This window comes from Bradyrhizobium sp. CCH5-F6, assembly GCF_001556045.1.
In the GTDB taxonomy this organism is placed as follows: domain Bacteria; phylum Pseudomonadota; class Alphaproteobacteria; order Rhizobiales; family Xanthobacteraceae; genus Bradyrhizobium.
Genome location: NZ_LSIC01000055.1, coordinates 13,194 through 24,502 on the forward strand (window position 1 = coordinate 13,194; position 11,309 = coordinate 24,502).

15 protein-coding genes are annotated in these 11,309 nt (G+C 63.9%); 5 read left to right on the plus strand and 10 right to left on the minus strand.

The window, feature by feature from the left end:
- Nucleotides 1-28: 28 nt before the first annotated feature.
- On the plus strand, nt 29-1,129 hold the full coding sequence (dinB, locus tag AX729_RS09695; protein WP_061022364.1) for a DNA polymerase IV: 1,101 nt from the start codon (nt 29-31) through the stop codon (nt 1,127-1,129).
- A 106-nt stretch (nt 1,130-1,235) separates the two neighbouring features.
- Complete coding sequence (locus tag AX729_RS09700) at nt 1,236-2,648, plus strand: sensor histidine kinase (RefSeq protein ID WP_061022366.1); 1,413 nt, start codon at nt 1,236-1,238, stop codon at nt 2,646-2,648.
- Nucleotides 2,649-2,765: 117 nt separating this feature from the next.
- Here the strand turns inward: AX729_RS09700 and AX729_RS09705 are convergent, their stop codons facing one another.
- From AX729_RS09705 to AX729_RS09715, 3 genes are all read right to left on the minus strand, one after another.
- The gene (locus AX729_RS09705) at nt 2,766-3,059 is read right to left on the minus strand and encodes a hypothetical protein (RefSeq protein WP_061022368.1); all 294 of its coding nucleotides are present in this window, start codon (nt 3,057-3,059) and stop codon (nt 2,766-2,768) included.
- A 203-nt stretch (nt 3,060-3,262) separates the two neighbouring features.
- The gene (locus AX729_RS09710) at nt 3,263-3,556 is read right to left on the minus strand and encodes a DUF1330 domain-containing protein (RefSeq protein WP_061022370.1); all 294 of its coding nucleotides are present in this window, start codon (nt 3,554-3,556) and stop codon (nt 3,263-3,265) included.
- A 24-nt stretch (nt 3,557-3,580) separates the two neighbouring features.
- Entirely contained in the window at nt 3,581-4,270 is a 690-nt protein-coding gene (locus tag AX729_RS09715; protein ID WP_061022372.1) for a DNA-3-methyladenine glycosylase I, read from the minus strand.
- Between the two features lie 158 nt (nt 4,271-4,428).
- Between AX729_RS09715 and AX729_RS09720 the strand changes: the two genes are divergently transcribed.
- Nucleotides 4,429-5,256, plus strand: coding sequence for a metallophosphoesterase family protein (locus AX729_RS09720; RefSeq protein ID WP_061022374.1), 828 nt, complete (start codon nt 4,429-4,431; stop codon nt 5,254-5,256).
- Here AX729_RS09720 and AX729_RS09725 read toward each other — a convergent pair.
- From AX729_RS09725 to AX729_RS09740, 4 genes are all read right to left on the minus strand, one after another.
- Complete coding sequence (locus tag AX729_RS09725) at nt 5,195-5,680, minus strand: Crp/Fnr family transcriptional regulator (protein ID WP_061022376.1); 486 nt, start codon at nt 5,678-5,680, stop codon at nt 5,195-5,197. The genes AX729_RS09720 and AX729_RS09725 overlap by 62 nt on opposite strands.
- A 172-nt stretch (nt 5,681-5,852) precedes the next feature.
- A complete protein-coding gene (locus AX729_RS09730; protein WP_061022378.1) occupies nt 5,853-6,593 on the minus strand; it encodes a di-trans,poly-cis-decaprenylcistransferase in 741 nt (246 codons plus the stop codon).
- A gap of 30 nt (nt 6,594-6,623) precedes the next feature.
- Entirely contained in the window at nt 6,624-6,998 is a 375-nt protein-coding gene (locus tag AX729_RS09735) for a transcriptional regulator (protein WP_061022466.1), read from the minus strand.
- Nucleotides 6,985-7,602: a hypothetical protein gene (locus tag AX729_RS09740; RefSeq protein WP_061022379.1), complete on the minus strand. Its 618-nt coding sequence runs from the start codon at nt 7,600-7,602 to the stop codon at nt 6,985-6,987. The genes AX729_RS09735 and AX729_RS09740 overlap by 14 nt, the downstream gene beginning before the upstream one ends.
- A 198-nt stretch (nt 7,603-7,800) precedes the next feature.
- On the opposite strand from AX729_RS09740, the gene AX729_RS09745 reads away from it, so the two are divergent.
- Nucleotides 7,801-9,045, plus strand: a complete 1,245-nt coding sequence (locus AX729_RS09745; protein ID WP_061022381.1) for a S1C family serine protease — start codon at nt 7,801-7,803, stop codon at nt 9,043-9,045.
- A gap of 36 nt (nt 9,046-9,081) precedes the next feature.
- Here the strand turns inward: AX729_RS09745 and AX729_RS09750 are convergent, their stop codons facing one another.
- The 3 genes from AX729_RS09750 to AX729_RS09760 form a co-directional block, all read right to left on the minus strand.
- The gene (locus AX729_RS09750) at nt 9,082-9,360 is read right to left on the minus strand and encodes a DUF3551 domain-containing protein (protein ID WP_061022384.1); all 279 of its coding nucleotides are present in this window, start codon (nt 9,358-9,360) and stop codon (nt 9,082-9,084) included.
- Nucleotides 9,361-9,450: 90 nt separating this feature from the next.
- On the minus strand, nt 9,451-9,720 hold the full coding sequence (locus AX729_RS09755) for a DUF3551 domain-containing protein (RefSeq protein WP_061022386.1): 270 nt from the start codon (nt 9,718-9,720) through the stop codon (nt 9,451-9,453).
- Nucleotides 9,721-9,800: 80 nt separating this feature from the next.
- The gene (locus AX729_RS09760; RefSeq protein ID WP_061022388.1) at nt 9,801-10,775 is read right to left on the minus strand and encodes a Bug family tripartite tricarboxylate transporter substrate binding protein; all 975 of its coding nucleotides are present in this window, start codon (nt 10,773-10,775) and stop codon (nt 9,801-9,803) included.
- A 122-nt stretch (nt 10,776-10,897) separates the two neighbouring features.
- Between AX729_RS09760 and AX729_RS09765 the strand changes: the two genes are divergently transcribed.
- Nucleotides 10,898-11,308 carry a VOC family protein gene (locus tag AX729_RS09765; RefSeq protein WP_061022390.1) on the plus strand — a complete coding sequence of 137 codons (411 nt, stop codon included), beginning with the start codon at nt 10,898-10,900 and terminating at the stop codon, nt 11,306-11,308.
- Nucleotide 11,309 lies beyond the last annotated feature (1 nt).

Here is an 11,309-nt window from a genome sequence, read left to right on the forward strand (position 1 = left end):
CACTTCAGCCGATTGTATCATCTTTTTCATGACCGAATCCGACACGGCGACCGGCGAAGCCTTGCCCGTCCGCAAGATCATCCATATCGACATGGATGCCTTCTATGCGTCGGTGGAACAACGCGACGATCCGGAGCTGCGCGGCAAGCCGGTTGCGGTCGGAGGTTCTTCGGAGCGCGGCGTCGTCGCGGCTGCCAGCTATGAGGCCCGAAAGTTCGGCGTTCGCTCCGCCATGCCATCGGTGACGGCCAAGCGGCAATGTCCCGATCTGATCTTCGTCAAGCCGCGCTTCGAGATCTACAAGGCGATCTCCAGGCAGATCCGCGAGATCTTTGCCGAGCACACGCCCATCATCGAGCCGCTGTCGCTCGACGAGGCCTATCTCGACGTGACGGAAAACCTGCAAGGCATCCCGCTGGCGCGCGACATCGCGCTGCGGATCCGCGAGAAGATCAAGGCCGAGACAGGCCTCAACGCTTCGGCGGGCATCTCCTACAACAAGTTTCTGGCCAAGCTCGCTTCCGATCATCGCAAGCCCAACGGGCAGTTCGTGATCTCGCCGGAGATGGGACCGGCCTTCGTCGAGATGCTTCCGGTCGGCAAGTTCCATGGCGTAGGCCCGGCGACAGCTGCGAAGATGAATGCGCTCGGCCTGTTCACCGGTCTCGACATCCGCAACCAGACGCTTGAGTTCATGAACGCGCACTTCGGCAAGTCGGGCGCGTATTATTACTGGATCTCGCGTGGCGTCGACGAACGGCCGGTCCGCGCCAACCGGATCCGCAAGTCCATCGGCGCGGAGACCACGTTCTCGACCGATCTCACCGAGCTCGACTCGCTGGCCGTCCAGCTCAAGCCGCTGGTCGACAAGGTCTGGCGTCATTGCGAGGCGACCGGCAACCGGGGCCGCACCGTCACCTTGAAGATCAAATTCTTCGACTTCGAGATCATCACGCGCAGCAGGTCCGTCACAGCGCCGGTTGCGGGCCCCGGCGATCTGGAACGGCTGGCCTGCGCCCTGCTCGAGATCGAGATGCCGCTGCCCAAGCCCGTCAGGCTGCTCGGGGTCTCGCTGTCCTCGCTCCAGCTCGGGGACGACGCGGAGCCGCAGCTGACGTTGGGCATTTGAAGGGTGCCGCAGGGCCCCTCCAGCCAGCGCGGCATCTTTGACCGCGACGCGGCGCCAATCCTGTCGTAGAGACACCACACACGCCTTTTTCGCGATTGATGTTGGAATGCTTGCCTTATTGATACGCCTCGGACTGCGCTTTGAAGATCGCATCGAGGAGCGGCGGTTTGTCGACCAGTACGTCCGGGGCAGTCTCGGCTGGACGCAGATCGCGATGCTGCTCGGCGCCGCCACCTATGCCGGCTACACGCTGTGGGACTGGGTTCTCTACCCGGAAGTGGTCCCCACCACGCTGGCGATCCGCGGCGGCACGGCGGTCTTCATCCTGCTTCCGCTGACCGCACTGCTGTCACGTCGCTGGATGAAGCCATGGGCGGAGACGATTTTCCTCATCTATTGCGTCATCCCCGGCTGCATCCTGCCCAGCATCTATCTCGTGCTGCCGTCGGGCTTCACCTTCGCCGCGCCCGGCATGATGATGATCATCCTGTTTGTCTCGACCATGCTGCCGTTGCGGATCGGCTCGCTCGCGATCTTCTGCCTGCTGTCGTGGGTGGCGCTGCTGGTCGCCGAGGCGCTCGCGCCAACGCTGCCGACGGGACTGCGATTCATCAATCATTCTCTCGTCGGCAACGCCTACGCCCTGTCGCTCTATGCCGTGGCTGCGCGCGAGTACCGGGCACGAAAGCAATTTCGCACGTCCGAGGCGCTGCAGCGGGAAAAGGAACGCTCGGAAAGATCGCTGCGCGATCTCCGCGCGACGCAGGAGCAACTCGTGCAGGCGGAGAAGCTCGCCTCACTCGGGCAATTGGTGGCCGGCGTCGCGCACGAGGTCAGCACTCCGCTAGGCCTCGCCCTGACGACCTCGACCACCATGCAGACCGATCTGCAAGCAATGGCGGACGCATTGGGCGGAGCATCGGTCCGGCGGTCAGATCTGACCAAGGGCATCGACAGGCTCAAGCAGGGGCTCAGCCTGACCTCCGACAGTTTGCACCGCGCATCCGAGATGGTGCACAGCTTCAGGCAGGTCGCCGTCCATCAGGCCGATGAGGACCGGCGGACGTTCGAGCTCCAGGAGTGGCTGTCGGAGTTGATGTCCAAGCTCGGGCCATTGCTGGCGCACCATGCCCTGACGGTGGACGTCCAGTGCCCGGCGGGAATCAAGCTGAACAGCTACCCCGGAGCGCTGGCTCAGGTGATCAGCAATCTCGCACTCAATAGCGCGGGGCATGCCTATCCTGACAAGAGAGGCGGCAAGTTTGTCATCACCGTCAGCCAACCCGACCCGAAATCCGTCCGGCTGGTCTGCGCCGATGAAGGCGTCGGGATCCCCGAGGACTTGCAGGCGCATATCTTCGATCCGTTCGTCACGACGAGCCGGGAGAGTGGTCATGCCGGCCTCGGGCTGCACATCGCGTTCAATCTGGTGGCCTCGTCGCTGAACGGGCGCCTGCGACTCGAGAGCACGAGGGGCCCAGGTACCCGTATCGCCATCGAGATCCCGCTCCAAGCATGATTGCTGCGAGCGACCTGTCACCACGTCAGGAAGCGCGACAGCGCGTTGGCTGTGGACGACTGGCGGTGACGGGATTCTCAGATCCCGCCACCGGTGAGGGCGATTTGCGATCGCCGCTCAATGTCTCGCGTGCTCGAACACCACGATCACGCCGGTCGGTTCGGGCTCGTGTGCCATCAGGCGAGTCAGGTCGGAATCGCCCCAATCGGCGAGGCTGACGACCTCGCCGCTCTGGCGATCGGCGCCGGGCGACGGCGTAGGCTCGAGGACCTTGAGGCCCGTTTCATCGACGAAAAAGGTGTGATCGCCGAACATGCTGTTGAGCTGCGGCATGGCGGGATGCTCGTCGGGCAGCACCTGAGCGCCGAGCTGGTTGACGGTCTGCTTCACCTGTTCGGATGTGAGCTTCATGAGCTGCTCCGTTCTATCATTCGGGTTTCATTGAGATGAGCCAGGGCAGGCGTTCCCTGCGCCGGTATGCGCCTCGCTCAAATTCCCGAACAGGTGCTGCGCACAAATGTTCCTCAGGAATCCAATTCGTGACCACGAGTTTCATCCGCCGCGCTTAAGGCGCGGGAGCGCCACAGGATGCACACGATCTGCCGAGTAGCGCGTTATTCGACAGCTTCGACGATCCGAATGTCGCGGTCGGCGCCGTCTCCGAGCAGATCGTGCGCCTTCTGATAGGCTGGACTCGCATACGCCGCCTTGGCGCTCTCGACGCTGTCAAACTCTATGAGAACCACGCGCTCCATCTGGCCGAGTTCGAAGACAGCAGCCGGCATTCCGCGCGCGATGACACGACCTCCCGCCGCTTCGATGGCTTGGCGCGACACGTTGGCATAGGCCGCCATCGCATCGGGATTCTTGATCGCGCGGTAGGTGGCAACCCAATAGGCTTTGGCCATTTTGTTCCCCTGGTTTCACTTGAGCTAATGATCGCTGCGATTTTCGCCGACCGACAGCGCGCAGATGCGCGACAGATAAGTGTAGGGCATGCCGGTCTCCTCGGCCCAGGCGTTGAACTGCGCCTGCACCTGGGCGAGATCGCCCTTCGACTTGACCTCTTCGGCAATGTCGAGGCCTGCGTCGCGGAGACAAGCCACGACGTCCCTGGACGTCACGAAACCGTCCCAGCCGACGAAGCGCAGCAGCATCTGACCTGTGTTGCCGCCGAGACGGCTGCCGCGTTTGTTGAGGAGATCTAGCAGGCCGATCTCGTCCGACGAAGGCCACTTCGCCAGAAACCTGCCGAAGCTGCCGTGCTCCTTCGCAATCTCCTGGACGAAAGCGGCATTGTCGCGCACCGACATGATCTTGGCGCCGTTGCGCACGATGCGCGCGTCGCGCAGCAGGCCGTCCCAGTAATCTTCGGGCTGGAAGGTGAGCTCGGCCGGTTGGAAATTCAGGAAGGCGTCTTCAAAGCCGTCCCATTTCGAATCGATCACGCTCCAGGCAAAGCCGGCGCAGAACACCCGTTTCGTCATCTCGGCGAGGATACGGTCATCGCCGAGCTTGGCCAGCCGCTTGAGGTCCGGCTTTGCCGGCAACAGCTTTTCCAGCGCCTTGGGCCCGCCCTTGCGTTTCTCGGCGCGGGCGCGAATGGTCTTGAAAGGGGTCATATGGACATCCGCATCGGGACGCGCCAAGACATCAGAATTCATTGATCCGGTCCAGCCTCGCGATGATGGCGCGAAGACAGCGACCCATGCTGGTCCGTTTCTTGCTTCATAACGTCCGGAATTCCCAGACATTCTCAGCTCCTGCCAACGGATTTTCGATGCGTTGCCTGGTCGTGGCCGACCTGCACTATTCGCTGCCTCAGCTCGACTGGCTGGTCAGCGCGGCGCCGCAATTCGACCTCGTGATCTTCGCCGGCGATGCGCTCGACATCGGCTCGATCGTGGATTTTCGTGCCCAGATCGTGGTGGTGAAGAAGTACCTCGCGCTGCTTGCGGCGAAGACCCGCGTGATCCTCTGCTCCGGCAATCACGATCTCGACGAGCGCAACACGGAAGGCGAGAAGATCTCGCGCTGGATTTCGGAGGTGCGTGAGCTCGGGATCGCCTGCGACGGCGACAGCCTCACCATCGGCGACACGATGTTCGTGGTATGCCCATGGTGGGACGGGCCGCTGGTGAAGCAGCGCATCGTCGCGCAGCTCGCTGACGCCGCGGCTGGCCGACCGCGGCGCTTGATCTGGGCACATCACGCGCCGCCGGCGGATTCACCGACGAGCTGGGGCGGCAAGCGCTTCTTCGGCGACGTCGAACTGGTGCAATGGATCATGCAGCACCAGCCGTCGATGGTGATCTCCGGCCATGTGCACCAGTCGCCATTCATCACCGGCGGCTCGTGGTTCGACCGGCTGGGGCAGACCTGGGTCTTCAACACCGGCCTGCAACCGGGCCGGCCGCCGGCTTACATCGTGCTGGACCTCGATGCGGACAAGGCGTTCTGGCTCGCGGCCGGCGAGGCGCAGTGGATCGACCTGAATGCACCCCTGAAGCGCCCGGCCGCGCCCATCGAGGCGCCGCCCGACTGGCTCACATTCTTGGATCGGATTCCCGATCCGATCCTGGCGAGACCTCCAACGGCGGAAGGTTGATCATGCTCTGCAAGACCTCGCCGACCATGGCCAGATGCGTGCCGTGGCCGGCATATTGCCGCTTGAGATCGGCGAGATAGGTGTTGGCGACGTTGAGCCGCTGCGCCAGCATCTTTGCGATCAGCAGCGCCACGCCCGGCTCCTTCTGGAGGAACGAGGCAGCATCCTCGAACTCGTAGACGACAGCGTCGGAGCAGGCCCGCACGGTTGCGGTGTGCGGCTGGCCGAGCAGCACGGACATCTCGCCGAGCACAGCGCCCGGCTCGGTGACGGTGGCGACCACCATCTCGCCCTTGAGCACCTCGAGCTTGCCTTGCATCAGCACGTAGAGATGGCCGGTGGTGCCACCCTCTGCGACGATGATCGTGCCGGCGGCAATCTGCCGCTCCGTTCCGCCGGTGCAATAGTCCAGGACCGCGCGCATCGCAGAAAGCTCCCATCGCTGCGGACACCGCATCGTGGGAGATTAGAGCAGGATCCGTGCCAGGCGCAAATCAATGCGCGTATGACGAACATGGCAGTCACTTTGCCAGATGGGGACTTCCTGCCGCCGAGGCCGGGACATGGCTGAGAAAGCTCGCTACTTCATGCTGGCGTCATACCCGTGACAGTGAGGGCACCTCCTCAGGCATGATCGCCTGAAGACCGCCGAACCGGCGCTCGCGGCCGTGGAAGGAGGCGAGCGCCGCGGCAAGGTCGCCCGCGTCGAATTCGGGCCACATCCGCTCGGTGAAGTGAAGCTCGGCATAGGCGCCCTCCCAGAGCAGGAAGTCCGAGAGCCGCTTCTCGCCGGACGTGCGGATGATGAGGTCGACGTCGCGAAGGCCGGCTTCGCCGGTGACGAGTTGCGAGAAGGCCTCGCGGGTCAAGCTGGTCAGCGCGGCCGCCTTCGCCGCGGCATTGAGGATGGCGTCGCGCGCGGAGTAATCGACGGCGATGCGCAAATGCAGCGTGCCGCCATCGGCGGTGGCCTCTTCGGCGCGAGCGATGGCCGTGGCGATGCCTTCGGGCAGACGGTCGCGGCGGCCGATGACGGTCAGGCGTACGCCATTCTTGACCAGGCTCTGCACCTCGTTGGCGAGATAGAAGCGCAGCAAGGTCATCAGTGCGGCAACCTCGGCCTTCGGCCGCCGCCAATTGTCGGCGGAGAAAGCATAGAGCGTGAGCGTGCCGATGCCCTGCTTGGGCGCGGCCTCGACGATGCGCCGGATGGTCTCGACGCCGGCTTCGTGGCCGCGCATACGCGACAGGCCGCGCCGCGTCGCCCATCTGCCGTTGCCGTCCATGATGATGCCGACATGAAGCTTCTCGTTGCGCGAGGCGATGTCACTTTGCATTGCAAAGTCTCCGGTCAAAAAAGTGGAGGATCAGGTCGAGACGATACCGAGGCGGCCGAGCGCCGGCGCCTCGCGGCCGGCGGCTTTCGCCGCGTCGCGCACCAGCCGCTCGAGCACGGCGAGATAGTCGAGGAAGCGGCGGCGGCCGGCCTTGGTCAGGCGGCAGGTCGTGTGCGGGCGGTTGCCCTCGTAGCCCTTGGTCACCTCGACGAGGCCTGCCTCCTGGAGCACCGCCAGGTGCCGGCTGAGATTGCCGTCGGTGAGGCCGCAGAGCTGCTTGAGATCGCCGAATGCCAGCCCCTTGGGATGCGCCATCAGCGAGGTCAGCACCCCGAGTCGCGCCTTCTCGTGGATCACGCGGTCGAGCCCTTCATAGGAGAAGGGCGCGCTGTCAGTCTTCGACATCATTGTCTCCCGATGCGAAATGCAGAATGCCCGCCATCACCAACTGCCCGATCACGAAGGGCAGGCCCATGGTCCATGGCGACAGCGTGTGAGTCCGGCTCGCCAGCGCCACCACGATGAAGCCGGACACGAAATACCAGGCGCCGGCGAGCGCAACGCTGCGCGGCAGCGAGCGGACCGAGGCGAAGATCCCGAGCGACACCAGGATCTGCCAGAGGCCGGGCAACAGCCACAGCGTCTCGGCAGCGAACTTCCACATCACCACCGCCAGCAGCACGCCGGCAACGCCGGCGGGCAGGAACTGCTCGACCGCCTGATGGATCATCGCATCGGCGAGGCCGGAATGATGACGGCGCGAGCGTGCGCGCATCTCGATCCCGATCATCAGGCCCGAGAGCGCGGCGGCAATGAACCAGCCGATGAAGAAGCCGAGCGGCTCGCCGGTGGGATCGTCGAGCAGCCAGACCTGCAGGATCGCAGTAAGCAGCGCGACCGCGCCGGTCGCCGCCATCGTCGCCGGGCCGTAGCCGCGGAACGCGGTGCCGGCCGCAATCTGGCTGCGGATCGCCACGATATCGGCCAGCGCCTTGTCGAGATCGCGCATCGGCAACGCCAAAACCTCGCTTCAGTCGTGTTTCCCGGGATTACGCGCCGTTACTTTGTATTGCAAAGTATATGGCGCTGCAAAGTAAAAGCAAGCCCGAAGTCGCAGGCAACCGGATCGGCCAAGCAGACAACTGGCGGTTGCGCGCCAGACGGCCCCGCGGATAAGATGGCTCCAAAAGCGTCCCGGGGGCTGGGTATGTGGCTTAAGTCGTTTTGCGTTGCGTTTGTTTTCCAGGCGATGCTCGCCGGGCTCGTCCATGCGGCGGGGCCTTTCGGCACCATCCATGTCGGCAACTGGATCGGCGGAGCCTTCAGCAATGACGAAACCGGCGCTTTCTCACATTGCGCGGCGACGACGCCCTATGCGAACGGCGTCATCCTCGTCGTCGGCTATAATGCTGCCGGCATCTGGTCGCTGGGTTTCGCCAGCCCCAATTACCGCTTCAAGCAGGGCGAGAACGCCGCGATCGACGTCATCTTTGACGGGCAGGAGCAGGCGAGGCTGTTCGCCACTGCCAATCAGCCGAACATGCTCACATCCGTGATGCCAGCCAACGTCGTACGTACGTTTCAGAAGGCCAGCCTGATGGTCGCAACGAGCGGCCGCACCGTGCTGAATTTCGACCTGACCTCAACCGGTCCTGTGATCGCGGCGCTGGCCAATTGCGTCACCAAAGTTAAAGCCGACGGGCTCAGCAAGGCCGGTGATTTCACCAAGGTGGCCGCCAAGCCGCAGGCCGCCCCCGACAAGCAGGCGCCGCCGGCAGCCGGCAGCAGGACGGCCAGATCAAAAAGCGGCACTGGCTTCGTGGTCAGCGCGAACGGGCACATCGTCACCAACAACCACGTGATCAGCGGTTGCGCCGACATCAAGGGCAATCTCACCGGCGAGGCCGCGATCACGTTGCGTGTCGTGTCCAGCGACGCCAACAACGATCTCGCCTTGCTGCAGGCGCCTTCGACGACCGCGTTCAAGGACTTTGCTCGAATCCGCGACCGCTCGATCCGCTCCGGTGATTCCGTCGTCGCGATCGGCTTTCCCTACCATGGAATGCTGACCTCGGACTTCACCGTGACGACGGGGATCGTGAGCTCGCTCAGCGGCATGCGCAACGACACCCGCTTCCTTCAGATCAGCGCGCCCGTTCAGCCCGGCAATAGTGGAGGCCCGCTGTTCGATGCCACCGGCCAGATCGTGGGTGTCGTCACCGGAAAGGTCGACGCGCTCCGTATCGCCGTGGCGACCGGCAACATTCCCGAGAACATCAACTTCGCCATCAAGACCGGCGTGCTGCGCGACTTCCTCGACAATTCCGTGGTGCCGTATCAGACCGCCGAACCAAAGGGCGAGCTCAAGACCACCGACATCGCCGCCAACGCCCGGCCGTATACGATGCTGATCTCGTGCAACGCGACCGAGCAGGCGGACGCGAAGCGGTAGCTCCGCCTGCATCCGCGGCACGACATCGGTCAGCTCTCAATACGGCGCCACAGGCCTTGCGCGGCGATGCGGCCGCGGTTGCGGCGACTGCACCTGGCCGTAGGCAAAACGAGGATTGCGGTCGCAGAACAGCAGCCGGCCGGAGACGCTGGCCTGGCATTGTTCATAGGTGCTGTAGGCGCATTCGCCGGGATAGTCGTACTCGCCGCCCTGGGCGCACCAGGGATAGTCGCGGGCCATAGCCGGCGTCATGCCGGCAAAGCCTGCGACCATGGTGGCAGCCAGCGCCGCCAAAACGAGTTGAGTCCTGGTCACGGTCCGTCCTCCACTGCAATGAGGACAGAGCGTCCTTTTAAACCAGGCCCGTCAAGTCACGTTATCCGGTTCGTGAAGCTCCTCGCGTCCCTAGTAGGGCGCGTAGTAGTCATTTCGATACCGCCGCGACGACCGCTGCTGATTATACGCCGCGCGCGGATTGACCCCGCAGGTCAGCAGGCGTCCGGAGACGCTGGCCTGACATTGCTGCAAGGTCCGGTAGGCGCATTCACCGGGGTAGCCGTAGCCCCTGCCCTGCGCACACCAGGGATAATCATAAGCCGCGGCTGGACCGATACCGGCAAAGCTGCCGACACCCAATCCAGCCAACGCGATCATTGCGAGCATTGCCTTGCGCATCTGCGTGCTCCTTGCCGGACGTCTCAAGAGTGAAGTCACCTCCGGAGAACGCCGGCAAGGCCCCAAGGTTGCTATCCTGCCTATTCGACCTTCAGGCCGGCGAACTCGACGACCTTCCTCCACTTCTCGGTCTCGGCCTTGATCTCCTCGCCGAACGCCTCGGGCGTCTGCGCGCGCGGCTCGCCGCCGAGCTCGACCAGACGCTTGGCCATGTCGGGCTCCTTGAGCACCGCGTTCACCTCGGCGTTGAGCTTGGCGATGATTTCCTTGGGCGTGTTCTTGGGCGCGCCCATGCCGAACAGCGCGCTCGCCTCATACCCCTTCACGGTGTCGGCGATCGGCTGCACGTCGGGCAGCTGCGGCGAGCGTTCCGTGGTGGTGACGCCGATCGCGCGAAGCGAGCCGGATCGGATGTGCTGGATGATCGAAGGCATGTTGTCGAAGATCACTTGCACCTGGCCGGCGAGCATGTCGGTGATCGCGGGCGCCGCGCCGCGATAAGGCACGTGCTGCATCTTGCAACCCGTCATGGCCATGAACATCTCGCCGGACAGATGCACCGAGGTGCCGTTGCCGGACGAGGCCATGTTCACCTTGCCGGGATTGGCCTTCACATATTCGATGAACTCGGCGACGTTCTTGGCCGGCACGTCCTTGCTGACGGTCATCACGTTCGGAACGCGCTGGAACGAGGCGACCGGCGCGATGTCGTTCACGAAGTTGAACTTGAGATTCTTGTAGAGCGAGGCGTTGATGTAGTTGGCCGGATTGACCAGCTGCAGCGTGTAGCCGTCGGGCTCGGCATTGATGACCGATTCGGTCGCGATGTTGTTCCCGGCGCCCGGCTTGTTCTCGACCACGAATTGCTGTCCGAGCTTTTCCGAGAGCCGCTGGCCGAGCAGCCGCGCCAGGATGTCGGTGGCCCCGCCCGGCGGATAGCCGACCACCCATTTCACCGGACGCGCCGGATAATCGGCGGCAAGAGCCTTCGACAGCGGGGTGGCTGCAAGCGGACTGGCGGCGAGCAGGCCCAGCGCGGTACGGCGAGTGATCATCTCGAGGGTTCTCCCAGTGTTGTTATTGAAAGCGATAGCTTGAAAGGCACGTCGACGCGGTTGTAACAAAGCTTGCCGCAGGCTGAAAGTGCGTGGGGCATATCACGACGAAAGGATGAGACATGCCGGTCAAGGTTCACGCCCTGGATCATCTCGTGATCAATGTCGCCGACGTCGCGGCGACTGCGGACTGGTACCGCAAGATCCTGGGCATGGAAGTCAAGGTGCTCGATCCCGGCGGCGGCAAAGCGCCGCGGACCTCGCTCGTGTTTGGTAACCAGAAGATCAACGTCCGCCAACGCGACGCCGACAAGGTGGAGTGGTTCACCGCCGACCATCCAACCGCCGGCAGCGACGATCTGTGCTTTCTCACCTCGGCCACACCGGACGAGGTGGTGGCGCATTTGCGGGCACACGGCGTCGCCATTGAGGCAGGCCCCGGCCCGAGGCAGGGCGCCCGCGGCACGCTGCGCTCGGTCTATTGCAGGGATCCCGACGGCAGCCTGATCGAGATATCGTCTTACGAGGATTGAG

Bases quoted from the DNA above. Each gene is read 5' to 3' on its own strand.
- AX729_RS09715 (WP_061022372.1), bottom strand. From the start codon at position 4,270: ATGACCCCTTTCAAGACCATTCGCGCCCGCGCCGAGAAACGCAAGGGC.
- AX729_RS09755 (WP_061022386.1), bottom strand. From the start codon at position 9,720: ATGCGCAAGGCAATGCTCGCAATGATCGCGTTGGCTGGATTGGGTGTC.
- AX729_RS09735 (WP_061022466.1), bottom strand. From the start codon at position 6,998: ATGTCGAAGACTGACAGCGCGCCCTTCTCCTATGAAGGGCTCGACCGC.
- AX729_RS09725 (WP_061022376.1), bottom strand. From the start codon at position 5,680: ATGCGCGCGGTCCTGGACTATTGCACCGGCGGAACGGAGCGGCAGATT.
- AX729_RS09710 (WP_061022370.1), bottom strand. From the start codon at position 3,556: ATGGCCAAAGCCTATTGGGTTGCCACCTACCGCGCGATCAAGAATCCC.
- AX729_RS09745 (WP_061022381.1), top strand. From the start codon at position 7,801: ATGTGGCTTAAGTCGTTTTGCGTTGCGTTTGTTTTCCAGGCGATGCTC.
- AX729_RS09740 (WP_061022379.1), bottom strand. From the start codon at position 7,602: ATGCGCGATCTCGACAAGGCGCTGGCCGATATCGTGGCGATCCGCAGC.
- AX729_RS09765 (WP_061022390.1), top strand. From the start codon at position 10,898: ATGCCGGTCAAGGTTCACGCCCTGGATCATCTCGTGATCAATGTCGCC.
- AX729_RS09760 (WP_061022388.1), bottom strand. From the start codon at position 10,775: ATGATCACTCGCCGTACCGCGCTGGGCCTGCTCGCCGCCAGTCCGCTT.
- AX729_RS09720 (WP_061022374.1), top strand. From the start codon at position 4,429: ATGCGTTGCCTGGTCGTGGCCGACCTGCACTATTCGCTGCCTCAGCTC.
- AX729_RS09705 (WP_061022368.1), bottom strand. From the start codon at position 3,059: ATGAAGCTCACATCCGAACAGGTGAAGCAGACCGTCAACCAGCTCGGC.
- AX729_RS09700 (WP_061022366.1), top strand. From the start codon at position 1,236: ATGCTTGCCTTATTGATACGCCTCGGACTGCGCTTTGAAGATCGCATC.
- dinB (WP_061022364.1), top strand. From the start codon at position 29: ATGACCGAATCCGACACGGCGACCGGCGAAGCCTTGCCCGTCCGCAAG.
- AX729_RS09730 (WP_061022378.1), bottom strand. From the start codon at position 6,593: ATGCAAAGTGACATCGCCTCGCGCAACGAGAAGCTTCATGTCGGCATC.